The organism is Pseudomonas sp. G(2018) (assembly GCF_005502415.1).
In the GTDB taxonomy this organism is placed as follows: domain Bacteria; phylum Pseudomonadota; class Gammaproteobacteria; order Pseudomonadales; family Pseudomonadaceae; genus Aquipseudomonas.
Genome location: NZ_SCOO01000011.1, coordinates 112,441 through 137,153 on the forward strand (window position 1 = coordinate 112,441; position 24,713 = coordinate 137,153).

The window sequence follows — 24,713 nt, forward strand, 5'->3', positions numbered from 1 at the left end:
CTTCACTCCCGATGGTCGTGGGTCTGGGTGATACGGCCCTGTTCCACGTGGAACAGAGCGACTGGCGTTTCCGTCTGCCAGCCTTCCCTCAATAATTCGTGATCTACACAGGTGATAAACACCTGGCAGCGTAAGTCTTCCAACAAGCGGCAAAGCGCGCGACGGTGGTGCTCGTCCAGCTCGGACGGCAGGTCATCCACCAGATAAATACACTGACCGCGGCGGATCTGGCTGACCAGATGCCCTTGAGCAATCCGTAATGCGCAAACCACCAACTTCTGCTGTCCGCGAGACAAGATGTCCGCGGCATTGTGTGCGCCTAATCTGAGACGCAAATCTGCGCGTTGCGGTCCGGCTTGGGTATGCCCCATCTGCTGATCCCGTTGAAGGGAACCGGCGAGTACAGCGCTCAGCTCACGGTCTTTGTCCCAACCTCGGTAATAGCTGAGCGTCAAGCCCTCGAGCTCAACCAGTTCACTCAAGGTCTGTTCAAAGACTGGCTTCAAGGCTTTGATATAAGCGCGGCGGTATTCATCAATTTCAGCGCTGGCCTGGCACAGTTCCCTGTCCCAAACCGCTTGCGAAACGGCGTCAAGTGTACCATGCCGCAGCCAAGAGTTTCTCTGGCGCAGGGCCTTCTGCAAACGTTGCCAGGTGGACATGAACCGTGGTTCCACGTGGAACACACCCCAGTCGAGGAACTGTCGGCGAATCTTTGGTGCACCTTCCAGCAGGCGAAAACTGTCGGGGTTGATCAACTGCAGGGGCAGGATTTCCGCCAGCTGCGCAGCACTGCGAGCGTTCTGCCCGTCGATACGGATCTGGAACTCCCCCTGGCGGTCACGAGATATACCGAGGGCGCTATGCCCACCTTCAGCCAGCTCAACCTGGCCGAACACTGTGCATGCCAATTGCTCGTACTGAATGACCGGTAACAGACGGGTGCTGCGAAACGAACGGGCAAGCCCCAGCAGGTGGATGGCCTCCAGAACACTGGTTTTGCCGCTGCCGTTGGCGCCGTAAAGAATATTGATTCTGGGGGAGGGGGAGAAGGTCACCGGGTGCAGATTGCGCACCGCGGTGACCGAGACGCGACTTAAGGACATCTAGCTTCTGCTGAGCATGATTACAGACGCATCGGCATGACAACGTAGGCCGAGTCGTCATTGTCGGACTCTTGTACCAGCGCGCTGCTGTTGGAGTCGGACAGGATCAGACGAACTTGCTCGGTGGTCATCACGCCCAATACGTCGAGCAGGTAGCTCACGTTGAAGCCGATTTCCAGGGAGCTGCCGTTGTACTCAACACCCACCTCTTCTTCCGCTTCCTCTTGCTCCGGGTTGTTCGCCTGGATCTTCAGCTGACCATTGGCCAGTTGCAGACGGATACCACGGTATTTCTCGTTGGACAGAATCGCGGTTCGGCTGAAAGCTTCGCGCAACGCCTGACGATCCCCCAGTACCAGCTTGTCACCGCCCTTGGGCAGCACACGCTCGTAATCCGGGAATTTACCGTCGACCAGCTTCGAGGTGAAAGTGAACTCACCGGTGGTAGCGCGAATGTGGTGCTGACCCAGAACGATGCTGACGTTGCCATCGGGTTCGGTCAGCAGGCGCGCCAGTTCCAGAATACCTTTGCGTGGCACGATGACCTGATGGCGATCCGGCTGACCGATATCTGCCTGCATCGAGCACATGGCCAGGCGGTGACCGTCGGTAGCCACGGCCCGAATCACACCGGCCGAGACTTCTAGCAGCATGCCGTTGAGGTAGTAGCGCACATCCTGCTGGGCCATGGCGAAGCTGGTTCGCTCGATCAAGCGACGCAGCTTGCTTTGCTCAAGGCTGCAGGTCAGCGAGCCCGGGCCTTCTTCTACCGTCGGGAAGTCATTAGCCGGCAGAGTCGACAGGGTGAAACGGCTACGACCGGCCTTCACCACAAGCTTTTGCTCGTCGACCTTGATGTCGATCAGCGCATCGTTAGGCAAGCTTTTGCAGATATCCATCAGCTTACGCGCAGGTACGGTGATGGAACCTGGTTCTGCGGGTTCTTCGAGTTGAACACGACCGACCAGCTCGACTTCCAGGTCGGTACCGGTCAGCGACAGTTGCTGGCCGTCGACAACCAGCAGCACGTTGGAGAGTACCGGCAAGGTCTGTCGGCGCTCAACGACGCCTGCGACCAGTTGCAGGGGTTTCAACAGGGCTTCGCGTTGAATGGTGAAATGCATGGTCTAGTCCCTTGCCTTAATTAGCTGCGCTGGTGTTCATCAAGTAGTCAGTGTACGCAGCAGGTTCTTGTAGTCCTCGCGGATGTCCGCGTCGGATTCCTTAAGTTCGTTGATCTTGCGACAGGCGTGCAAAACCGTCGTGTGGTCACGCCCCCCAAACACATCGCCAATTTCCGGCAGACTGTGGTTGGTCAGCTCCTTGGACAACGCCATGGCGACCTGGCGCGGACGAGCGACCGAACGCGAACGGCGTTTGGACAGCAGGTCGGAGATCTTGATCTTGTAGTACTCGGCGACGGTACGCTGAATGTTATCCACAGAGACCAGTTTGTCTTGCAGCGCCAACAGATCCTTCAAGGATTCACGAATCAACTCGATGGTGATGTCGCGGCCCATGAAGTGAGAGTGAGCGATCACACGTTTGAGCGCGCCTTCGAGTTCACGGACGTTGGAGCGAATGCGCTGGGCAATGAAGAACGCGGCGTCGTGGGGCAGCTCGACTTTGGCCTGGTCTGCCTTTTTCATCAGGATCGCCACGCGGGTTTCCAGCTCAGGCGGCTCGACAGCTACCGTCAGGCCCCAGCCGAAGCGGGATTTCAGGCGTTCTTCAAGGCCTTCGATTTCTTTCGGGTAGCGGTCACTGGTGAGAATGACTTGCTGGCCACCTTCAAGCAGGGCGTTGAAGGTGTGGAAAAACTCTTCCTGAGAGCGCTCCTTGCGAGCAAAGAACTGAATGTCGTCGATAAGCAAAGCGTCTACCGAGCGGTAGAAACGTTTGAATTCGTTGATCGCGTTCAGCTGCAAAGCCTTGACCATGTCCGCCACGAAGCGCTCGGAATGCAGGTAAACAACCTTGGCATTCGGGTTCTTCTTTAATAGGTGGTTACCCACAGCATGCATCAAGTGGGTTTTACCCAAGCCCACGCCACCATAAAGGAAGAGCGGGTTGTAGCCATGCTTGGGGTTATCCGCCACTTGCCAGGCCGCAGCCCGGGCCAGTTGGTTGGATTTACCCTCAACGAAGTTTTCAAAGGTGAAGGTGCGGTTCAGGTAGCTGGTGTGCTTGAGCGCGCCTTCCACCTGCACAGTGCGTTGTTCCGCCCGAACCGGAGCTTGTTGCGAGCTGGCCCCTGCCATTGGGTCGAAGCTATCGCGCGAAGGCTCTTCCTCCATGACCTCGGCCACTTTTTGCGTCGCGCGTTTTGCAGGAGTAGCCGACAACGCTGGCGCCGGAGTACTGGCCGGTGCAGAAGCTGCCTGAATCTGCGAAGCAGCTGCAGCGGCAGCCAGTGGAGCATTCGGAGCGGCACGCGGTGCCGAACTGCGTTTGCTGCCTATTAATAAGGAAAGCGCTGGCGCCATCCCGTTGCCATGCTCATCCAGCAATTCCAGGACACGGCCCAGGTACTTTTCGTTGACCCAGTCCAGGACAAAACGATTAGGCGCGTAGACACGCAACTCGTCGCCTTCGGCTTCGACCTGTAGTGGACGGATCCAAGTGTTGAATTGTTGGGCAGGCAGCTCATCGCGCAAAAGCTCCACGCACTGCTGCCAAAGTTCCACTGACACGGATATCCCCTAAGTTGAAAGCCGGTGAGGCAAAAACAAGCGGCCATTGTAACGATCAGACGCCGACTTATCCACACGTAGGTGGGGCATCGACCAAGAAGAATCAGCGGTTTATACGAAAAAAAGACGACCAATGGTCTGTGCATAAGCCCTGTGGATAACCAGGCTTGAGGGCATTGTACAACTGGGGGCGAAACTCAGTGGATAACCTGCCTGTGGATAAACCGACTTTTCACACACAGGTTTTCCGACAGTGCAGCACAGGCTTAACACGGTTTTCCACCGTAGTTGTCATTCTCTGTACAGCTTGCAGTATAAGGGCTCAAGTCAGTTATCCACAGACTAACGTGCCTCTAGCTTTTATAAGCTTTACAGAAAAGCTTTAAATACTTTCCTTCTTTATTTTTATGTCTAGTGAAGGGTCAGAGTCCAGGCAGAACCTCTGGAGATCTATTTATAAGGAAACGTTGGTTGGAAATTGACCTAGAGGCTTGCTTTCTCTAGAATCCCCGGTCTCTTAAAACGGGGGCCATTCCGGCCCGTTGTGGACGAACCAGGTAACACGACAATGAAACGTACTTTCCAACCAAGCACTATCAAACGCGCTCGTACCCACGGTTTCCGTGCTCGCATGGCTACCAAGAACGGTCGTGCCGTCCTGTCGCGTCGTCGCGCCAAAGGTCGTGCGCGTCTGGCAGTTTGATAATCCGGCACTGGAGGTGAGTCAGGACTTCAGTCGGGAAAAGCGTTTGCTTACACCCCGGCATTTCAAGGCAGTCTTTGACTCCCCTACCGGCAAGGTTCCGGGGAAAAATCTCCTGCTCCTTGCGCGCAACAACGATCTTGATCACCCCCGTCTCGGGCTGGTTATCGGGAAAAAGAGCGTAAAGCTCTCCGTCGAGCGCAATCGCCTCAAACGTCTGATGCGCGAATCGTTTCGCCTCAACCAGGATTTACTGGTCGGCTGGGACATTGTTATCGTCGCGCGCAAAGGTTTGGGTGACGTAGAAAACCCCGAATTGATTCAGCATTTCGGCAAACTCTGGAAGCGTCTGGCACGTAGCACGCCGGTACCAGCAGTCAAAACCGAAACTGTAGGGGTAGACAGTCCAGATGCGTAAACTGGCCCTCGTTCCGATCCAGTTTTACCGCTATGCCATTAGTCCCCTGATGGCCAGTCACTGTCGTTTCTACCCCAGTTGTTCCTGCTACGCGTTGGAAGCCATCGAAAATCATGGCCTTCTGCGCGGTGGCTGGCTGACCTTTCGTCGTTTAGGTCGCTGTCATCCGTGGAATCCCGGTGGTTATGACCCGGTTCCACCTATCCCTACCTCCCGTTCTTCTTCGATGGCCGAGTAATCATGGATATCAAACGCACGATCCTGATCGTCGCCCTGGCAATCGTGTCCTACGTTCTGGTTCTTAAATGGAACCAGGACTATGGCCAGGCTGCCCTGCCGACTCAGAATGTTGCTTCCAGTACGACCGCACCGGGTCTCCCGGATACGGCAACTGGCAATAAAGCGTCCGTCAGTGACGACATTCCACACGCCGCAAACGATACCAGTGCACCTGCCGAAACTCCGGTAGCTGCAAGCACCGATCTCATCCAGATCAAAACGGATGTGCTCGATCTGGCTATCGATCCACAAGGTGGTGATGTTGCCCAGCTGAAACTGCCGCTGTATCCACGTCGTCAGGACCATCCGGAAATTCCATTCCAGCTGTTCGACAACGGTAACGAGCGCACTTATCTGGCACAAAGCGGCCTGATCGGCAGCAACGGCCCGGACGCAAGTCCTGCCGGTCGTCCGGTTTACTCCTCGGAGAAGAAGATTTATCAACTGGCTGACGGTCAGGACCAATTGGTCGTGGACCTGAAGTTCAGCAAGGACGGCGTCAATTACATCAAGCGTTTCACCCTGAAGCGTGGCCTGTATGACGTAACCGTTTCTTACCTGATCGACAACCAGAGCGCTCAGCCCTGGTCCGGGGCGATGTTCGCGCAGTTGAAGCGTGACGCCAGCTCCGATCCTTCTTCCAGCACTGCCACTGGCACCGCGACTTACCTGGGCGCCGCCCTGTGGACAAGTAACGAGCCATACAAGAAAGTGTCGATGAGCGACATGGACAAGGCTCAGCTGAAAGAAACCGTCACCGGTGGTTGGGTTGCCTGGTTGCAACACTACTTCGTGACCGCGTGGATTCCGGCCAAGGGCGAAAACAACATCGTCCAGACCCGTAAAGACAGCAAAGGCAACTACATCATTGGTTACACAGGCCCGTCTCTGACTGTCGCACCGGGCGCCAAGGCTGAAACCAGTGCCACTCTGTATGCCGGTCCGAAAAGCCAGGCTGTGCTGAAAGAGTTGTCCCCAGGTCTGGAACTGACCGTCGACTACGGCATTCTGTGGTTCATCGCTCAACCGATCTTCTGGTTGCTGCAACATATCCACGCCATTGTGGGTAACTGGGGCTGGTCGATCATTTTCCTGACCATGCTGATCAAAGGGATCTTCTTCCCGTTATCGGCCGCCAGCTACAAGTCCATGGCGCGCATGCGTGCAGTGGCACCGAAACTGGCCGCGCTGAAAGAGCAACATGGCGATGACCGGCAGAAAATGTCGCAAGCCATGATGGAGCTGTACAAAAAAGAGAAAATCAATCCGCTGGGTGGTTGCTTGCCAATCCTCGTGCAGATGCCGGTTTTCCTTTCGTTGTACTGGGTTCTGCTGGAAAGCGTTGAAATGCGCCAGGCGCCATTCATGCTGTGGATCACTGACCTGTCGATCAAGGATCCGTTCTTCATTCTGCCGATCATCATGGGCGCAACCATGTTCATCCAGCAGCAGCTGAACCCGACTCCACCGGATCCGATGCAGGCCAAGGTGATGAAGATGATGCCAATCATCTTCACCTTCTTCTTCCTGTGGTTCCCGGCCGGTCTGGTGCTGTACTGGGTAGTGAACAACTGCCTGTCGATCGCCCAACAGTGGTACATCACTCGTAAGATTGAAGCAGCTGCCAAAGCGACTGCCTGACTTACACTGTGGATAACCACTCAGAACGCCCCCTAGTGGGGCGTTTTGCTATCTGTCACTTTTGTCTGGATACCGGTTTATGAGCGCTCCTCGTGAAACCATTGCCGCGGTCGCCACTGCTCAAGGTCGGGGCGGCGTGGGCATTGTCCGTATTTCCGGGCCGTTGGCCAGCGTTGTGGCCACGGCCTTCAGCGGTCGCGAACTCAAACCGCGATACGCCCATTATGGTCCGTTCCTCGGTGAAAACGACGAGGTGCTGGATCAGGGGATAGCACTGTATTTTCCTGGACCGAACTCGTTCACCGGCGAAGACGTGCTGGAACTGCAGGGCCATGGCGGCCCTATCGTTCTGGATATGCTGCTCAAACGCTGCCTTGAACTGGGTTGCCGTCTCGCCCGGCCGGGGGAATTCAGCGAACGCGCCTTCCTCAATGACAAACTCGACCTGGCCCAAGCCGAAGCAATTGCAGACTTGATCGAGGCGAGTTCTGCACAGGCGGCACGCAACGCCCTGCGCTCGTTGCAAGGTGCATTTTCCCAGCGTGTGCATAACCTCACCGAACAACTTATCGGCCTGCGCATCTACGTCGAAGCGGCGATCGATTTTCCGGAAGAAGAGATCGACTTCCTTGCCGATGGCCATGTGCTGAGCATGCTCGACAAAGTACGCGACGAGTTATCCACCGTCTTGCGCGAGGCCGGGCAGGGTGCCCTGCTGCGCGACGGTATGACCGTGGTGATTGCCGGTCGGCCGAATGCCGGTAAATCCAGCCTGCTCAACGCATTGGCCGGTCGTGAAGCGGCCATTGTGACCGAAATTGCCGGCACGACCCGCGACGTCCTGCGCGAACATATCCACATCGACGGTATGCCGCTGCACGTGGTCGATACCGCAGGCCTGCGTGATACAGATGATCATGTGGAAAAAATCGGCGTCGAGCGCGCATTGAAAGCCATTGGCGAGGCGGATCGCGTGCTGTTGGTCGTTGATGCCACGGCTCCCGAAGCGCTTGATCCCTTTGCCTTGTGGCCTGAATTCCTCGAAACCCGTCCAGATCCGTCAAAAGTCACGCTGATCCGTAACAAGGCTGACTTGACCGGGGAAGCGATGGTCCTGGATGTCAGCGACGATGGCCATGTCACCATCAGTCTAAGTGCAAAGTCTGCAGGCGTCGGCCTGGAACTGCTGCGTGAACACCTCAAGGCCTGTATGGGATATGAGCAAACCTCGGAGAGCAGCTTCAGCGCTCGCCGGCGTCACCTTGAGGCCTTGCGCCATGCCAGTGCCTCCCTGGAACACGGACGCTCGCAATTGACACTGGCCGGTGCCGGCGAACTGCTGGCGGAGGATTTGCGACAAGCTCAGCAATCTCTTGGGGAAATCACCGGAGCCTTCAGCTCTGATGATCTGCTAGGACGAATTTTCTCCAGCTTCTGCATCGGTAAATAGTCCTTCCGTTGTCCACAGGCAGGCCATTCGTGCCTGCCTGTTCTCTTCTTTCTGAAACGCAACCTCCAGTGCTGAGCGGATTCTTTCTGCTTGAGCGGAACAGTCGTGCCCAAATTTCCGCCATCCAACGCTTTTTCTGTGGATTAAGCTCTGTGAATAACTGCCACTGAGGGCAGTTGATAACAGGGCCTCAAAACTGAAGATAACCACCTCTGTGGATAACCACCCCATTCATCCACAGGCTTAAAGCGGTTATCCAAGGGCCTCCTTGGCACATGACCACAGGGTTTTGAATCTCTGTACACATTGAAAATAAAGGGCTACGTGAATCTATCCACAGAAAGGTCGGTCAGTAGAAATAAACATAAAAACAAAGATTTAATAAATTTCTCTCTTTTTAATTTCTATAACCGCGACTTCTCCACAGCTGGTTAAATTTTGTGCAAAGGGTTCTTTAGGAAGGGCGAAGTCCCTATACTTGTCGACCAGGTCCAAAAACCTGAGCTCAAACTATTCCTGAATTACCTACTTAAGCAGGCACGAGGTGCGTGGTGGATTTCCCTTCCCGTTTTGAAGTGATCGTCATCGGCGGCGGTCATGCCGGTACCGAGGCAGCACTGGCCTCAGCACGCATGGGGGTCAAAACCCTGTTGCTGACGCACAACGTGGAAACCCTCGGTGCCATGAGCTGCAACCCAGCCATTGGCGGCATTGGCAAAAGTCATCTGGTCAAGGAAATCGACGCCCTTGGCGGCGCGATGGCCATGGCTACCGATAAAGGTGGTATTCAATTTCGCGTATTGAACAGCCGCAAAGGCCCAGCCGTGCGCGCAACTCGCGCTCAAGCTGACCGGGTTCTGTACAAGGCCGCTGTCCGTGAAATCCTGGAAAACCAGCCGAACCTGTGGATATTTCAACAAGCCGCCGATGATCTGATCGTCGAGCAGGACCAGGTACGTGGTGTCGTCACTCAAATGGGTCTGCGTTTTCTCGCCGATTCGGTTGTGTTGACCACAGGCACCTTCCTGGGTGGACTTATCCACATCGGCATGCAGAATTTTTCCGGTGGACGTGCCGGTGATCCACCGTCGATCGCCCTCGCTCACCGCTTACGTGAATTGCCTTTACGGGTCGGTCGCCTGAAAACCGGTACACCGCCGCGTATTGACGCTCGATCTGTTGATTTCTCGGTCATGACCGAGCAAGCGGGTGACACGCCGATTCCGGTGATGTCGTTCATGGGTTCCAAAGAGCAGCATCCACGGCAGATCAGTTGCTGGATTACTCATACCAACACGCGTACCCACGAAATCATTGCTGCCAACCTGGATCGATCGCCGATGTATTCCGGTGTGATCGAAGGCATCGGCCCGCGTTACTGCCCGTCGATCGAAGACAAGATCCATCGTTTCGCCGACAAGGAAAGCCATCAGGTCTTCATCGAGCCGGAAGGCCTGACCACAAACGAGTTGTATCCGAACGGGATATCCACATCCCTTCCGTTCGATGTGCAATTGCAGATCGTGCAATCGATCCGCGGCATGGAAAACGCGCACATCGTGCGTCCGGGCTACGCCATCGAATATGACTACTTCGATCCGCGTGACTTGAAGTACAGCCTGGAAACCAAAGTCATCGGCGGCCTGTTCTTTGCCGGACAGATCAACGGCACCACCGGTTACGAAGAAGCCGGCGCCCAGGGTTTGTTGGCCGGAACCAACGCCGCGCTGCGTGCACAAGGCAAAGACGCCTGGTGTCCACGTCGCGATGAGGCGTACATCGGGGTGTTGGTTGACGACCTGATTACGCTCGGCACTCAAGAGCCGTACCGTATGTTCACTTCCCGCGCCGAGTACCGCCTGATTCTGCGTGAAGACAACGCCGACCTGCGCTTGACCGAAAAAGGTCGCGAACTGGGTCTGGTCGATGACGAGCGTTGGGCTGCGTTCAGCAAAAAGCGCGAAAGCATCGCGCAGGAAGAACAGCGACTGAAAAGCACCTGGGTTCGCCCCGGTACTGCGCAGGGCGACGCGATTGCCGAAAAATTCGGTACGCCGCTGACCCACGAATACAACTTGCTCAACCTCTTGAGCCGTCCGGAAATCGACTACGCTGGTCTGATCGCCGTAACCGGTGAAGGCGCAGAAGATCCACAGGTGGCCGAGCAGGTCGAAATCAAGACCAAATATGCTGGTTACATCGATCGTCAACAGGATGAAATCGCCCGTCTGCGCGCCAGCGAAGACACGAAACTGCCTGTGGATATCGATTACACGAACATTTCCGGTCTCTCCAAAGAGATCCAGAGCAAGCTCGGTGCGACCCGTCCGGAAACCCTGGGCCAGGCGTCGCGTATTCCGGGCGTTACCCCAGCGGCGATTTCGCTGTTGATGATTCATTTGAAAAAACGCGGCGCGGGCCGTCAGTTGGAGCAAAGCGCTTGAGTTCGTTGGTCACCTCGCAACATGCCGAAGAGTTATCCACAGGCGCTCGCCTGCTCGGTGTCACGCTGACAGAAACCCAGCACGCGCAATTGCTGGGTTACCTGGCCCTGTTGATCAAATGGAACAAGGCTTACAACCTGACCGCGGTGCGCGATCCGGACGAAATGGTGTCCCGTCATTTGCTCGATAGCTTGAGTGTGATGTCGTTTATCGAAAACGGCCGCTGGCTGGACGTTGGCAGTGGCGGCGGTATGCCGGGTATTCCGCTGGCTATCCTGTTTCCGCAGTCTCAAGTCACCTGTCTGGACAGCAACGGCAAGAAAACCCGCTTCCTGACCCAGGTCAAACTCGAACTCAAACTGGATAACCTGCAAGTTATCCACAGTCGCGTCGAAGCTTTCCAACCAGCTCAGCCGTTCAACGGGATCATTTCCCGGGCGTTCAGCAGCATGGAGAACTTCACCAACTGGACTCGTCACCTTGGTGACACCGATACACGTTGGCTGGCAATGAAGGGCGTTCATCCCGCCGATGAGCTGGTAGCATTGCCGACAGACTTCCACCTCGATAGCGAACACGCCCTGGCCGTACCCGGTTGCCAAGGCCAACGCCATCTGCTGATACTGCGCCGCACGGCATGATTGGGAACACAAGCAAGAATGGCTAAGGTATTCGCGATAGCGAACCAAAAGGGTGGTGTGGGCAAGACCACCACCTGCATCAACCTCGCAGCATCCCTCGTCGCAACCAAGCGCCGGGTGTTGTTGATCGATCTCGATCCACAGGGCAACGCCACCATGGGTAGCGGTGTGGATAAACACGGCCTGGAAAACTCGGTCTATGACCTGCTGATCGGCGAGTGCGATCTGGCTCAGGCTATGCATTACTCGGAGCACGGTGGTTACCAGCTGTTGCCGGCCAACCGCGACCTGACGGCCGCCGAAGTGGTTTTGCTGGAAATGCAGATGAAGGAAAGCCGCCTGCGCAGTGCACTGGCGCCGATCCGTGAAAACTACGATTACATCCTGATCGACTGCCCGCCGTCGCTTTCGATGCTCACCTTGAACGCATTGGTTGCCGCCGACGGGGTGATTATCCCCATGCAGTGCGAGTACTTCGCACTCGAAGGCTTGAGCGACCTTGTGGATAACATCAAGCGCATCGCTGAGTTGCTGAACCCGAACCTCAAGGTCGAAGGCCTGTTGCGGACGATGTACGACCCGCGCCTGAGCCTGATGAACGATGTGTCGGCGCAGCTCAAGGAACACTTCGGTGATCAGCTCTACGACACTGTCATTCCGCGCAACATTCGACTGGCCGAAGCTCCAAGCTACGGTATGCCGGCGTTGGCGTACGACAAAGCATCGCGCGGCGCTGTAGCCTATCTGGCTCTGGCCGGCGAAATGGTTCGTCGTCAGCGTAAAAACTCACGCATCGCCGCTGCTCAGGCAACTTAAGGAATCCCCATGGCCGTCAAGAAACGAGGTCTCGGACGTGGACTGGATGCACTGCTGAGTGGTCCGACTGTCAGCTCGCTGGAAGAACAAGCGGCGCAAGCCGATCAGCGTGAGCTGCAACATCTGCCACTGGACCTGCTCCAGCGCGGCAAATACCAGCCGCGCCGGGACATGGATCCTCAGGCGCTGGAAGAACTGGCGCAGTCGATCAAGGCCCAGGGCGTCATGCAGCCCATCGTGGTTCGTCCGATTGGCAGCGGCCGTTTTGAAATCATTGCTGGCGAACGCCGCTGGCGTGCCAGCCAGCAAGCCGGGCAGGAAACCATCCCTGCGATGGTCCGCGACGTGCCCGATGAAACTGCGATCGCCATCGCGCTGATCGAGAACATCCAGCGCGAAGACCTGAATCCGATTGAAGAAGCGATGGCCTTGCAGCGTCTGCAGCAGGAGTTTCAGTTGACCCAGCAACAGGTGGCCGAAGCCGTCGGTAAATCCCGGGTGACCGTGGCCAACCTGCTGCGCCTGATCTCGTTGCCGGAAGTCATCAAGACCATGCTGTCCCATGGCGATCTGGAAATGGGCCATGCCCGTGCTTTGCTCGGTTTGCCGGACAATCAACAGGTCGAAGGGGCGCGACATGTTGTCGCACGCGGACTCACCGTGCGCCAAACCGAAGCACTGGTTCGACAGTGGTTGAGTGGCAAACCCGACCCCGTCGAACCCGTAAAACCAGACCCGGATATCGCCCGATTGGAACAGCGTCTGGCCGAGCGCCTAGGCTCTGCGGTGCAGATCCGCCACGGGAAGAAGGGAAAAGGGCAGTTGGTGATTGGCTACAACTCCCTGGATGAGCTTCAAGGCGTACTCGCACATATTCGCTGAAACATTTCCTCATGTAGCGCGCAGTCGGAAATCACTACCTGACAGTTGAATAGGGGCAGAACCGCCCCTATACTCTGCGCGCATTTTGTCGGCACAAATTATGCCAAGTTATTGAATTTCGGCAGCCGACCATTGGAGAGCAATAGTGATGGAAACCCGCACGCCAAACCGCTTGCCGTTCCATCGCCTCGCGGTTTTTCCGGTGTTAATGGCTCAATTTGTCATTTTGCTCATTGCCGCTCTGGCGCTCTGGCAAAGGTATGGAGTCGTTGCCGGGTACTCGGGACTTTGCGGAGGCCTGATAGCCTTGCTTCCCAATGTTTATTTCGCTCACAGGGCATTTCGGTTTTCCGGCGCCCGAGCAGCTCAAGCCATCGTCCGGTCTTTTTATGCCGGCGAGGCGGGCAAACTGATTTTGACGGCAGTGCTGTTTGCACTGGTGTTTGCAGGTGTGAAGCCATTGGCGCCGATAGCAGTATTCGGTGCCTTCGTGCTGACTCAGTCGGTCAGCTGGTTCGCTCCCCTGCTGATGAGAACAAGACTTTCGAGACCTTAGGGCGTTTGAGGCAACCATGGCAGAAACAACCGCTTCGGGCTATATCCAGCACCACTTGCAGAACCTGACTTTCGGTCAGCACCCTACCGGCGGCTGGGGCTTTGCCCACACCGCAGCAGAAGCCAAGGAAATGGGCTTCTGGGCTTTCCACGTCGATACCCTCGGCTGGTCGGTCGCATTGGGTCTGATCTTCGTTCTTCTTTTCCGCATGGCGGCAAAGAAGGCGACTTCCGGTCAGCCAGGTGCTTTGCAGAACTTCGTTGAAGTATTGGTCGAATTCGTCGATGGCAGCGTGAAAGACAGCTTCCATGGCCGTAGCCCGGTGATCGCACCGCTGGCACTGACCATCTTCGTCTGGGTGTTCCTGATGAACGCCGTCGACCTGGTACCGGTCGACTGGATTCCTCAGCTGGCCATCATGATCTCCGGCGATGCACACATCCCGTTCCGTGCCGTGTCGACCACCGACCCGAACGCGACCCTGGGCATGGCGTTCTCGGTTTTCGCACTGATCATTTTCTATAGCATCAAGGTCAAGGGCCTCGGCGGTTTCATCGGCGAGCTGACCCTGCACCCGTTCGGCAGCAAGAACATCTTCGTTCAAGCGCTGCTGATCCCGGTGAACTTCCTGCTGGAATTCGTGACCCTGATCGCCAAGCCGATTTCCCTGGCTCTGCGTCTGTTCGGCAACATGTATGCCGGCGAGCTGGTGTTCATCCTGATCGCTGTGATGTTCGGCAGCGGCCTGCTCTGGCTTAGCGGCCTGGGCGTCGTTCTGCAGTGGGCGTGGGCTGTGTTCCACATCCTGATCATCACCCTGCAGGCGTTCATCTTCATGATGTTGACCATCGTCTACCTGTCGATGGCGCACGAAGAAAACCATTAAGACCAGTCTCGACTAGTCTGATGTCCCTCCCGGTCAAACGGGAGGGGAGTCCTTGGGGGCTCTGAAACGATTTGTTTTACCGCTTTAAATTAAAAAAACCTAAACCATACGACGTAAAAGTCGGGAGGAAAGATGGAAACTGTAGTTGGTCTAACCGCTATCGCTGTTGCACTGTTGATCGGCCTGGGCGCACTGGGTACCGCAATTGGTTTCGGCCTGCTGGGCGGCAAGTTCCTGGAAGGCGCAGCGCGTCAGCCAGAAATGGTTCCAATGCTGCAAGTTAAAATGTTCATCGTTGCCGGTCTGCTCGACGCCGTAACCATGATCGGTGTTGGTATCGCTCTGTTCTTCACCTTTGCGAACCCGTTCGTTGGTCAGATCGCTGGCTAATTACTCGGATCTTCCGAGTGATTTGATGTGATGGACAACGTAACTGCGAGGTGTTGGCGTGAACATTAATGCGACCCTGATTGGCCAGTCCGTTGCGTTCCTCATTTTTGTACTGTTCTGCATGAAGTTCGTATGGCCTCCGGTCATCACGGCACTGCACGAACGTCAAAAGAAGATCGCGGATGGACTGGACGCTGCCAGCCGAGCAGCTCGCGACCTGGAGTTGGCCCAAGAGAAAGCGGGTCATCAACTGCGCGAAGCGAAAGCTCAGGCAGCTGAAATCATCGAGCAAGCCAAGAAACGCGGTTCTCAGATTGTCGACGAAGCCCGTGAACAGGCTCGCGTCGAAGCTGACCGTGTGAAGGCTCAGGCTCAGGCCGAGATCGAACAGGAACTGAACAGCGTCAAAGACGCGCTGCGCGCCCAAGTGGGTAGCCTGGCCGTTGGCGGTGCCGCGAAGATCCTGGGTGCCACAATCGATCAAAACGCGCACGCAGAGCTGGTTAACCAACTGGCTGCTGAAATCTAAGCGAGGGCGATCATGGCAGAACTGACCACGTTGGCCCGACCTTACGCTAAGGCGGCCTTCGAGCACGCTCAGGCCCACCAGCAACTGGCCAATTGGTCAGCCATGCTCGGCCTGGCAGCAGCGGTGTCGGAAGACGACACCATGCAGCGCGTGCTCAAGGCCCCGCGACTGACGAGCGCAGAAAAGGCCGCCACGTTCATTGACGTGTGCGGCGACAAGTTTGATGCCAAGGCACAGAACTTCATTAACGTCGTTGCCGAAAACGACCGTCTCCTGCTGTTGCCGGAGATCGCCGCTCTGTTTGACCTGTATAAGGCTGAGCAAGAGAAGTCGGTAGACGTTGAAGTCACCAGTGCATTCGCATTGAACCAAGAACAGCAAGACAAACTCGCCAAGGTTCTCAGTGCACGACTCAACCGGGAAGTGCGCCTGCAAGTCGAGGAAGACAAGTCCCTTATTGGGGGCGTTGTTATCCGCGCCGGCGACCTGGTTATCGATGGCTCGATTCGCGGCAAAATCGCGAAACTTGCCGAAGCATTGAAATCTTGAGTTTGAAGGGGCAGCAGAGCAATGCAGCAACTCAATCCTTCCGAAATAAGTGAAATTATCAAGGGCCGCATCGACAAACTCGATGTGACCTCCCAAGCCCGTAACGAAGGCACTGTCGTCAGCGTATCTGACGGCATCGTGCGGATTCACGGTCTGGCCGACGTAATGTACGGCGAGATGATCGAGTTTCCGGGCGGCGTCTACGGTATGGCCCTCAACCTTGAGCAAGACTCCGTAGGTGCCGTTGTATTGGGCGCATACACCAGTCTGGCTGAAGGCATGAGCGCCAAGTGCACTGGCCGCATCCTGGAAGTTCCGGTTGGTAAGGAACTGCTGGGTCGCGTAGTCGACGCACTGGGTAACCCGGTTGACGGCAAAGGTCCGCTGAACAACACCGAGACCGACGCGGTCGAGAAAGTTGCTCCAGGCGTGATCTGGCGTAAGTCGGTAGACCAGCCTGTACAGACTGGCTACAAGGCTGTCGATGCCATGATCCCTGTCGGCCGTGGCCAGCGTGAGCTGATCATCGGTGACCGTCAGATCGGTAAAACCGCTCTGGCGATCGACGCGATCATCAACCAGAAAGACAGCGGCATTTTCTGCGTCTACGTAGCGATCGGTCAGAAACAATCGACCATCGCCAACGTTGTTCGCAAGCTGGAAGAAAACGGTGCACTGGCTAACACCATCATCGTCGCTGCCAGTGCTTCCGAATCGGCTGCACTGCAGTTCCTGGCACCGTACTCCGGTTGCACCATGGGCGAATACTTCCGTGACCGCGGTGAAGACGCGCTGATCGTTTATGACGATCTGTCCAAGCAAGCAGTGGCTTACCGCCAGATTTCCCTGCTGCTGCGCCGTCCACCAGGCCGTGAAGCTTACCCAGGCGACGTGTTCTATCTCCACTCCCGTCTGCTGGAGCGCGCATCCCGCGTTTCGGAAGAGTACGTAGAGAAGTTCACCAACGGCGCAGTGACCGGCAAAACCGGTTCCCTGACCGCACTGCCGATCATCGAAACCCAGGCTGGCGACGTTTCCGCGTTCGTTCCGACCAACGTGATTTCCATCACCGACGGTCAGATCTTCCTGGAATCGGCCATGTTCAACTCGGGCATCCGCCCAGCAGTGAACGCCGGTGTTTCGGTATCCCGTGTGGGTGGTGCCGCTCAGACCAAGATCATCAAGAAGCTGTCCGGTGGTATCCGTACCGCTCTGGCTCAGTACCGTGAACTGGCGGCATTCGCCCAGTTCGCTTCTGACCTGGACGAAGCGACCCGTAAGCAACTTGAGCATGGTCAGCGCGTTACCGAGCTGATGAAGCAGAAGCAATACGCGCCAATGTCGATCGCCGACATGTCGCTGTCGCTGTATGCCGCTGAGCGTGGGTTCCTGACTGACGTTGAAATCACCAAGATCGGCAGCTTCGAGCAAGCGCTGATTGCTTACTTCAACCGCGATCACGCCGATTTGATGGCCAAGATCAACGTGAAGGGTGACTTCAATGACGAGATCGATGGCGGCCTGAAAGCCGGTATCGAGAAGTTCAAGGCCACCCAAACCTGGTAAGCCGCAGCGGGAGCCGCAAGGCTCCCGCTTGCTAACCTGATAGGTGTTACATGGCAGGCGCAAAAGAGATTCGCAGTAAGATTGCGAGCATCAAAAGCACGCAAAAAATTACCAGCGCCATGGAAAAAGTGGCGGTCAGCAAAATGCGCAAGGCACAAATGCGCATGGCTGCTAGCCGTCCTTATGCGGAGCGTATCCGCCAGGTAATTGGGCATCTGGCCAACGCCAACCCGGAATACCGCCATCCGTTCATGATCGACCGCGAAGTGAAGCGCGTCGGTTATGTCGTGGTGAGCAGTGACCGTGGTCTGTGCGGTGGCTTGAACACCAACCTGTTCAAGGCCCTGGTCAAGGACATGGCGGTAAACCGCGAAAACGGCGTCGAGATCGATCTGTGTGTGATTGGTAGCAAGGGTGCGGCTTTCTTCCGCAACTTCGGCGGTAACGTCGTTGCAGCTATCAGCCACCTGGGTGAAGAGCCGTCGATCAATGATCTGATCGGCAGCGTCAAGGTGATGCTGGATGCTTATCTGGACGGCCGTATTGACCGCTTGTCCGTAGTGTCCAACAAGTTCGTCAACACCATGACGCAACAGCCTACCGTGGAGCAATTGGTTCCGCTGGTGGCAACCCCGGATCAAGAACTCAAGCACCACTGGGACTATCTCTACGAACCGGACGCCAAAGAGCTGCTTGACGGCCTGATGGTGCGTTACGTGGAGTCGCAGGTGTACCAGGCGGTGGTCGAGAACAACGCGGCTGAACAAGCTGCGCGGATGATCGCGATGAAGAACGCTACCGACAACGCCGGTGATTTGATCAGCGATTTGCAGCTGGTCTACAACAAGGCGCGTCAGGCTGCGATCACCCAAGAGATCTCGGAAATCGTCGGCGGCGCTGCCGCGGTTTAACGGTTCAAATATTCAGAGGATCCAGCTATGAGTAGCGGACGTATCGTTCAAATCATCGGCGCCGTTATCGACGTGGAATTTCCACGCGACAGCGTACCGAGCATCTACGACGCCTTGAAAGTTCAAGGCGCCGAAACCACTCTCGAAGTTCAGCAGCAGCTGGGCGACGGCGTGGTTCGTACCATTGCGATGGGCTCCACCGAAGGCTTGAAGCGCGGTCTGGACGTCAACAACACTGGCGCAGCCATCTCCGTACCGGTCGGTAAAGCGACCCTGGGCCGGATCATGGACGTACTGGGCAACCCGATTGACGAAGCCGGTCCGATCGGCGAAGAAGAGCGCTGGGGCATTCACCGTCCTGCACCTTCCTTCGCAGAACAAGCCGGTGGCAACGAGCTGCTGGAAACAGGCATCAAGGTTATCGACCTGGTTTGCCCGTTCGCCAAGGGCGGTAAAGTCGGTCTGTTCGGTGGTGCCGGTGTAGGCAAGACCGTAAACATGATGGAACTGATCCGTAACATCGCCATCGAGCACAGCGGTTATTCCGTGTTCGCCGGTGTGGGTGAGCGTACTCGTGAGGGTAACGACTTCTACCACGAGATGAAGGATTCCAACGTTCTGGACAAAGTGGCACTGGTTTACGGTCAGATGAACGAGCCGCCGGGAAACCGTCTGCGCGTGGCTCTGACCGGCCTGACCATGGCCGAGAAGTTCCGTGACGAAGGTAACGACGTTCTGCTGTTCGTCGACAACATCTATCGTTACACCCTGGCCGGTACCGAAGTATCCGCACTGCTGGGCCGTATGCCTTCGGCAGTAGGTTACCAGCCGACCCTGGCTGAAGAGATGGGCGTGCTGCAAGAGCGCATTACTTCGACCAAGCAAGGTTCGATTACTTCGATCCAGGCCGTATACGTACCTGCGGACGACTTGACTGACCCGTCGCCAGCGACCACGTTTGCCCACTTGGACGCCACCGTCGTTCTGTCTCGTGACATCGCTTCCCTGGGTATCTACCCAGCGGTAGACCCACTGGACTCGACTTCGCGTCAGCTGGACCCTAACGTGATCGGCAATGACCACTACGAGACCGCTCGTGGTGTTCAGTACGTGCTGCAACGTTACAAAGAACTGAAGGACATCATTGCGATCCTGGGTATGGACGAGCTGTCGGAAGCCGACAAGCAGTTGGTAAACCGTGCTCGTAAAATCCAGCGTTTCTTGTCGCAGCCGTTCTTCGTGGCTGAAGTCTTCACCGGTGCTTCGGGTAAATACGTTTCCCTGAAAGACACCATTGCTGGCTTCAAAGGCATCCTCAACGGTGACTACGACCACCTGCCAGAACAAGCGTTCTACATGGTTGGCGGCATCGAAGAAGCGATCGAGAAAGCCAAGAAACTGTAATCCCGGCGCCCGGCAACGGGCGCTAATTTAGGTTGAGGCAATCAGATGGCTATGACAGTCCATTGCGATATCGTCAGCGCGGAAGGAGAAATCTTTTCCGGTCTGGTCGAGATGGTGGTTGCGCACGGTGCACTGGGTGATCTTGGTATCGCCCTGGGTCACGCGCCGCTGATCACCAATCTCAAGCCGGGTCCGATCCGCCTGATCAAGCAGGGCGGGGAAGAGGAGGTGTATTACATCTCCGGTGGTTTCCTCGAGGTTCAGCCGAACATGGTCAAGGTTCTTGCCGACACCGTGCAACGTGCTGCCGACCTGGACGAAGCCTCCGCTCAGGAAGCCGTTAAGGCTGCCGAGAAGGCCTTGCATGAGCGGGGCGCGGAATTCGATTACGGTTCTGCTGCCGCACGTCTGGCCGAGGCTGCAGCTCAGCTGCGCACCGTCCAGCAGATCCGCAAGAAGTTCGGTCATTAAGGCCAGCTTGTTGTGCGATTGATTAAAAAGGGTAGCCTCGGCTACCCTTTTTCTTTTCCGACTTTCATCACTATGGTCACAGCCGCTGACCACCCAGGATTGGTAGCCAGTCATGTCTCTTGAAATCGTTATTCTCGCTGCTGGCCAAGGCACACGCATGCGTTCGGCCTTGCCGAAAGTCTTGCACCCGATTGCCGGCAATTCGATGCTCGGCCATGTTATCCACAGCGCACGGCAACTCGATCCACAGCGCATCCATGTGGTGATCGGTCATGGTGCCGAGGAAGTACGTGAACGCCTGGCCGCCGACGATCTGAATTTCGTCTTTCAGGACAAACAGTTGGGCACTGGCCATGCTGTCGCCCAGGCCGTTCCCTTCATCAAAGCCGATACCGTGCTGATTCTTTACGGCGATGTTCCGCTGATTGAAGTGGACACCCTGCAGCGCCTGCTCAAGAAAGTAGCGCCCAAGCAACTGGGACTGCTGACGGTCGAGCTGGATGACCCAACCGGCTACGGCCGCATCGTTCGTGGCGCCGACGGCCAGGTCACTGCCATCGTCGAGCAGAAAGATGCCAATGAAGCCGAGCGCGCGATCACCGAAGGCAACACCGGCATTCTGGCCTTGCCTTTCGAAAGTCTTGGCGGATGGATGAGCCGTCTCTCCAACAATAATGCCCAAGGTGAGTATTACCTGACCGACGTGATTGCCATGGCGGTCAGCGATGGACTGGTGGTGGCCACCGAACAACCTCACGACGCCATGGAAGTGCAGGGCGCCAACGACCGCAGGCAGCTTTCCGAGCTTGAGCGTCACTATCAGTTGCGCGCCGGTCGCCGTCTGATGGCTCAAGGCGTGACCCTGCGCGACCCGGCACGTTTTGATGTACGCGGTGAAGTGACCGTCGGCCGTGACGTGCTGATCGATATCAACGTGATCCTCGAAGGCAAGGTCGTTATCGAAGATGACGTAGTCATCGGTCCGAACTGCGTAATCAAGGACAGCACCCTGTGCAAAGGCGTGGTGATCAAGGCGAACAGTCATATCGAAGGCGCGATTCTGGGTGAAGGCAGCGACGCCGGTCCGTTCGCGCGTTTGCGTCCAGGCACGGTGCTGGAGGCCCGGGCGCATGTGGGTAACTTTGTCGAACTGAAAAACGCGCACTTGGGCGAAGGCGCCAAGGCCGGCCATCTGACGTATCTGGGCGATGCCGAAATCGGCGCACGCACCAACATCGGCGCCGGCACCATCACGTGCAACTACGATGGCGCCAACAAGTGGAAAACGGTGTTGGGCGAAGATGTTTTCATCGGTTCCAACAACTCGTTGGTAGCGCCTGTGGATATCCTCGACGGTGCGACGACCGCAGCTGGTTCGACCATTACCTCCACTGTGGATAAATCCCAGTTGGCGGTGGGACGCGCACGCCAGAAGAACATCGATGGCTGGAAACGGCCGGAGAAGGTCAAAAAGAGCTGAGTTATCCACATATCGATGATGAACTGAAGTTACGCACAGACAGATCCATCGTATTCGCGGGCAAGCCCGCTCCCACAGGGTTATCAACATGCCTTGGGGGAGTGGCCTTGCCCGCGAAGCTTTTATCCACAGAACTTTTTATCGCCTCGCGCTTGACGAAGTTTCACTGATAGGTTTTGATTGCTTACGTTATCTTTCGAATCGAAACTTACTCAATCATGTCGAAGCGCAATACACCTCAACGCCGCCACAACATCCTGGCCTTGCTCAACGAGCAAGGCGAAGTCAGTGTGGACGAATTGGCCAAGCGCTTCGAAACCTCTGAAGTTACGATTCGCAAGGATTTGGCGGCGCTTGAAAGCAACGGTTTGCTGCTACGTCGTTATGGCGGCGCGATCACTATGCCCCAGGAACTGGTGGCCGATCTCAGTCAGCCTGTCTCCAAATACAAGCAAGCCATCGCCCGTGCTGCAGTGACGCGGATTCGCGAACACGCGCGCATCATCATCGACAGCGGCAGCACCACCGCAGCGATGATCCCGGAACTCGGCCAACAACCGGGTCTGGTGGTGATGACCAATTCCCTGCATGTCGCCAATGCCCTGAGCGAGCTCGAGCATGAGCCGGTGCTGCTGATGACCGGCGGCACCTGGGACCCGCACTCCGAATCCTTTCAAGGGCAGGTTGCCGAGCAGGTACTACGCTCTTACGACTTCGACCAGTTGTTCATCGGCGCCGATGGCATCGATCTGGTGCGAGGCACTACGACCTTCAACGAATTGCTGGGTTTGAGCCGAGTCATGGCCGAAGTGGCACGTGAAGTGGTGGTGATGGTGGAAGCCGACAAGATCGGCCGCAAGATTCCCAACCTGGAACTGCCCTGGAGCAGTGTCCATACCCTAATTACCGATGATCGCCTGCCGCTCGAGGCACGGGATCAGATTCAGGCCCGCGGCATCACGCTGATTTGCGCGGCCGTCAGTCAGGAGAAATAGCATGTGTGGAATTGTTGGCGCAGTCGCAGAACGTAATATTACTGCCATCCTGGTCGAAGGCCTCAAGCGTCTCGAGTACCGCGGGTATGACAGTGCCGGTGTGGCGGTTTACACCAATGACGAAAAACTTGAGCGCCTGCGACGTCCGGGCAAGGTCAGCGAGTTGGAGCAAGCCCTGAATGAAGAGGCCCTGGCCGGCCGCCTGGGTATCGCCCATACCCGCTGGGCCACGCACGGTGCTCCGAGCGAGCGAAACGCGCATCCGCATTTTGCTGGTGATCTGGCGGTGGTGCACAACGGCATCATCGAGAACCACGAAGCGCTGCGCGAACAGCTCAAAGCCTTGGGGCACGTCTTTACGTCGGACACCGACACTGAAGTCATCGCCCATCTGCTGAACCACAAACTCAAGGAATTGCGTGATCTGACCGTGGCCCTCAAGGCGACAGTCAAAGAGCTGCACGGTGCTTATGGCCTCGCGGTAATCAGCGCTCAGCAACCGGATCGCCTGGTGGCAGCCCGTAGTGGTAGCCCGCTGGTGATCGGTCTGGGCCTGGGTGAAAACTTCCTGGCCTCCGACCAGCTGGCCCTGCGTCAGGTCACCGACCGCTTCATGTACCTGGAAGAAGGCGATATCGCGGAAATTCGTCGCGACAGCGTGCAGATCTGGGACGTTAACGGCCAGGCTGTCGAGCGCGAAGCCGTGCAATACCGCGATGGCGCCGAAGCAGCGGAGAAAGGCGAGTTCCGCCATTTCATGCTCAAGGAGATCCACGAACAACCGTCCGTGGTGCAGCGCACCCTGGAAGGTCGCATCAGCCAGAATCAAGTGTTGGTGCAGGCATTCGGTCCACAGGCGGCCGAGCTGTTCGCCAAAGTGCGCAACGTGCAGATCGTCGCTTGTGGCACCAGCTATCACGCCGGGATGGTCGCCCGTTACTGGCTCGAAGAACTGGCCGGTATTCCGTGCCAGGTCGAAGTCGCCAGCGAGTTCCGCTACCGCAAGGTCGTGGTGCAGCCTGACACCCTATTCGTCACCATCTCCCAGTCCGGCGAAACCGCCGACACCCTGGCCGCGCTGCGTAACGCCAAGGAACTGGGCTTTCTCGCCAGTTTGGCCATCTGCAACGTTGGCATCAGTTCCCTTGTGCGTGAGTCCGATCTGACGCTGCTGACCCAGGCCGGTCGCGAAATCGGCGTGGCTTCGACCAAAGCGTTCACCACCCAACTGGTCGGCTTGTTGTTACTGACCCTGTCCCTGGGTCAGGTACGCGGTACCTTGGCCGACGGCGTTGAAGCCAGGCTGGTCGAAGAACTGCGTCGCCTGCCAACCCGTTTGGGCGAGGCGCTGGCAATGGACAGCACGGTGGAGAAAATCGCCGAGCTGTTCGCCGAGAAGAACCACACGCTGTTCCTCGGCCGCGGCGCGCAATTCCCGGTGGCGATGGAAGGGGCACTCAAGCTCAAGGAAATCTCCTACATCCACGCCGAAGCCTACCCGGCCGGCGAGTTGAAACATGGCCCATTGGCGCTTGTGGATAACGACATGCCCGTGGTGACCGTGGCGCCAAACAACGAGCTGCTGGAGAAACTGAAGTCCAACCTTCAGGAAGTCCGAGCCCGTGGTGGCGAGTTGATCGTCTTCGCCGACGAGAAAGCCGGGATGACCAATGGTGAAGGCACGCACGTGGTGCAGATGCCGCACATCCACGACATCCTGTCGCCGATCCTCTACACCATCCCGTTGCAACTGCTGTCTTACTACGTGGCTGTTCTGAAGGGCACTGACGTTGACCAGCCGCGCAACCTGGCGAAGTCGGTGACGGTGGAATAAGTTATCCACAGCTGATTGAACCTTCAAAAATCGCAGCCTCCGGTTGCGATTTTTTTATTTGAATCGAGG

General features: G+C 56.8%; 24 protein-coding genes. 21 read left to right on the plus strand and 3 right to left on the minus strand.

The window, feature by feature from the left end; genetic code table 11:
* Positions 1-2 precede the first annotated feature (2 nt).
* The 3 genes from recF to dnaA are packed head-to-tail and all read right to left on the minus strand — an operon-like array spanning position 3 to position 3,799.
* The gene (gene recF / locus FFS64_RS13930) at positions 3-1,106 is read right to left on the minus strand and encodes a DNA replication/repair protein RecF (RefSeq protein WP_095194524.1); all 1,104 of its coding nucleotides are present in this window, start codon (positions 1,104-1,106) and stop codon (positions 3-5) included.
* A gap of 20 nt (positions 1,107-1,126) precedes the next feature.
* Positions 1,127-2,230, minus strand: coding sequence for a DNA polymerase III subunit beta (dnaN, locus tag FFS64_RS13935; protein ID WP_137805859.1), 1,104 nt, complete (start codon positions 2,228-2,230; stop codon positions 1,127-1,129).
* 39 nt (positions 2,231-2,269) lie between these two features.
* Positions 2,270-3,799 carry a chromosomal replication initiator protein DnaA gene (dnaA, locus tag FFS64_RS13940; protein ID WP_137805860.1) on the minus strand — a complete coding sequence of 510 codons (1,530 nt, stop codon included), beginning with the start codon at positions 3,797-3,799 and terminating at the stop codon, positions 2,270-2,272.
* A 568-nt stretch (positions 3,800-4,367) separates the two neighbouring features.
* On the opposite strand from dnaA, the gene rpmH reads away from it, so the two are divergent.
* The 21 genes from rpmH to glmS all read left to right on the plus strand — a co-directional run bounded on the left by rpmH (position 4,368) and on the right by glmS (position 24,644).
* Positions 4,368-4,502, plus strand: a complete 135-nt coding sequence (gene rpmH, locus FFS64_RS13945) for a 50S ribosomal protein L34 (protein WP_003213577.1) — start codon at positions 4,368-4,370, stop codon at positions 4,500-4,502.
* Between the two features lie 16 nt (positions 4,503-4,518).
* Positions 4,519-4,920, plus strand: a complete 402-nt coding sequence (rnpA, locus tag FFS64_RS13950) for a ribonuclease P protein component (protein ID WP_197677877.1) — start codon at positions 4,519-4,521, stop codon at positions 4,918-4,920.
* Entirely contained in the window at positions 4,913-5,158 is a 246-nt protein-coding gene (yidD, locus tag FFS64_RS13955) for a membrane protein insertion efficiency factor YidD (RefSeq protein WP_010207715.1), read from the plus strand. Before rnpA ends, yidD begins: the two co-directional genes overlap by 8 nt.
* Before the next feature lie 2 nt (positions 5,159-5,160).
* Entirely contained in the window at positions 5,161-6,840 is a 1,680-nt protein-coding gene (gene yidC, locus FFS64_RS13960; protein ID WP_137805861.1) for a membrane protein insertase YidC, read from the plus strand.
* A 79-nt stretch (positions 6,841-6,919) separates the two neighbouring features.
* Positions 6,920-8,290, plus strand: a complete 1,371-nt coding sequence (gene mnmE / locus FFS64_RS13965) for a tRNA uridine-5-carboxymethylaminomethyl(34) synthesis GTPase MnmE (RefSeq protein WP_137805862.1) — start codon at positions 6,920-6,922, stop codon at positions 8,288-8,290.
* Positions 8,291-8,841: 551 nt separating this feature from the next.
* A complete protein-coding gene (gene mnmG, locus FFS64_RS13975; RefSeq protein WP_137805863.1) occupies positions 8,842-10,734 on the plus strand; it encodes a tRNA uridine-5-carboxymethylaminomethyl(34) synthesis enzyme MnmG in 1,893 nt (630 codons plus the stop codon).
* A complete protein-coding gene (gene rsmG / locus FFS64_RS13980; RefSeq protein ID WP_137805864.1) occupies positions 10,731-11,375 on the plus strand; it encodes a 16S rRNA (guanine(527)-N(7))-methyltransferase RsmG in 645 nt (214 codons plus the stop codon). Before mnmG ends, rsmG begins: the two co-directional genes overlap by 4 nt.
* 18 nt (positions 11,376-11,393) lie before the next feature.
* A complete protein-coding gene (locus FFS64_RS13985) occupies positions 11,394-12,191 on the plus strand; it encodes a ParA family protein (protein WP_095194531.1) in 798 nt (265 codons plus the stop codon).
* Between the two features lie 9 nt (positions 12,192-12,200).
* Positions 12,201-13,073 (plus strand): ParB/RepB/Spo0J family partition protein, encoded by an 873-nt coding sequence (locus FFS64_RS13990; protein ID WP_137805865.1) that lies wholly within the window; start codon positions 12,201-12,203, stop codon positions 13,071-13,073.
* 148 nt (positions 13,074-13,221) lie between these two features.
* Positions 13,222-13,629, plus strand: coding sequence for a F0F1 ATP synthase subunit I (locus FFS64_RS13995; protein WP_137805866.1), 408 nt, complete (start codon positions 13,222-13,224; stop codon positions 13,627-13,629).
* A gap of 16 nt (positions 13,630-13,645) precedes the next feature.
* Positions 13,646-14,515, plus strand: coding sequence for a F0F1 ATP synthase subunit A (gene atpB, locus FFS64_RS14000; protein ID WP_095194534.1), 870 nt, complete (start codon positions 13,646-13,648; stop codon positions 14,513-14,515).
* 132 nt (positions 14,516-14,647) lie between these two features.
* Positions 14,648-14,905, plus strand: a complete 258-nt coding sequence (atpE, locus tag FFS64_RS14005) for a F0F1 ATP synthase subunit C (protein WP_003097235.1) — start codon at positions 14,648-14,650, stop codon at positions 14,903-14,905.
* Between the two features lie 58 nt (positions 14,906-14,963).
* Positions 14,964-15,434, plus strand: coding sequence for a F0F1 ATP synthase subunit B (locus FFS64_RS14010; RefSeq protein ID WP_137805867.1), 471 nt, complete (start codon positions 14,964-14,966; stop codon positions 15,432-15,434).
* A gap of 12 nt (positions 15,435-15,446) precedes the next feature.
* Positions 15,447-15,983: a F0F1 ATP synthase subunit delta gene (locus FFS64_RS14015; RefSeq protein WP_137805868.1), complete on the plus strand. Its 537-nt coding sequence runs from the start codon at positions 15,447-15,449 to the stop codon at positions 15,981-15,983.
* Between the two features lie 21 nt (positions 15,984-16,004).
* A complete protein-coding gene (gene atpA, locus FFS64_RS14020) occupies positions 16,005-17,549 on the plus strand; it encodes a F0F1 ATP synthase subunit alpha (RefSeq protein WP_093228332.1) in 1,545 nt (514 codons plus the stop codon).
* 50 nt (positions 17,550-17,599) lie between these two features.
* On the plus strand, positions 17,600-18,460 hold the full coding sequence (atpG, locus tag FFS64_RS14025) for a F0F1 ATP synthase subunit gamma (protein ID WP_137805869.1): 861 nt from the start codon (positions 17,600-17,602) through the stop codon (positions 18,458-18,460).
* A gap of 27 nt (positions 18,461-18,487) precedes the next feature.
* Complete coding sequence (atpD, locus tag FFS64_RS14030) at positions 18,488-19,864, plus strand: F0F1 ATP synthase subunit beta (protein WP_137805870.1); 1,377 nt, start codon at positions 18,488-18,490, stop codon at positions 19,862-19,864.
* Between the two features lie 45 nt (positions 19,865-19,909).
* Positions 19,910-20,335, plus strand: a complete 426-nt coding sequence (locus FFS64_RS14035) for a F0F1 ATP synthase subunit epsilon (protein WP_010465460.1) — start codon at positions 19,910-19,912, stop codon at positions 20,333-20,335.
* Positions 20,336-20,447: 112 nt separating this feature from the next.
* The gene (gene glmU, locus FFS64_RS14040; protein WP_137805871.1) at positions 20,448-21,815 is read left to right on the plus strand and encodes a bifunctional UDP-N-acetylglucosamine diphosphorylase/glucosamine-1-phosphate N-acetyltransferase GlmU; all 1,368 of its coding nucleotides are present in this window, start codon (positions 20,448-20,450) and stop codon (positions 21,813-21,815) included.
* Between the two features lie 215 nt (positions 21,816-22,030).
* Positions 22,031-22,810 carry a DeoR/GlpR family DNA-binding transcription regulator gene (locus tag FFS64_RS14045; protein WP_171017086.1) on the plus strand — a complete coding sequence of 260 codons (780 nt, stop codon included), beginning with the start codon at positions 22,031-22,033 and terminating at the stop codon, positions 22,808-22,810.
* 1 nt (position 22,811) lies between these two features.
* A complete protein-coding gene (gene glmS, locus FFS64_RS14050; RefSeq protein WP_137805873.1) occupies positions 22,812-24,644 on the plus strand; it encodes a glutamine--fructose-6-phosphate transaminase (isomerizing) in 1,833 nt (610 codons plus the stop codon).
* Positions 24,645-24,713: the final 69 nt, after the last annotated feature.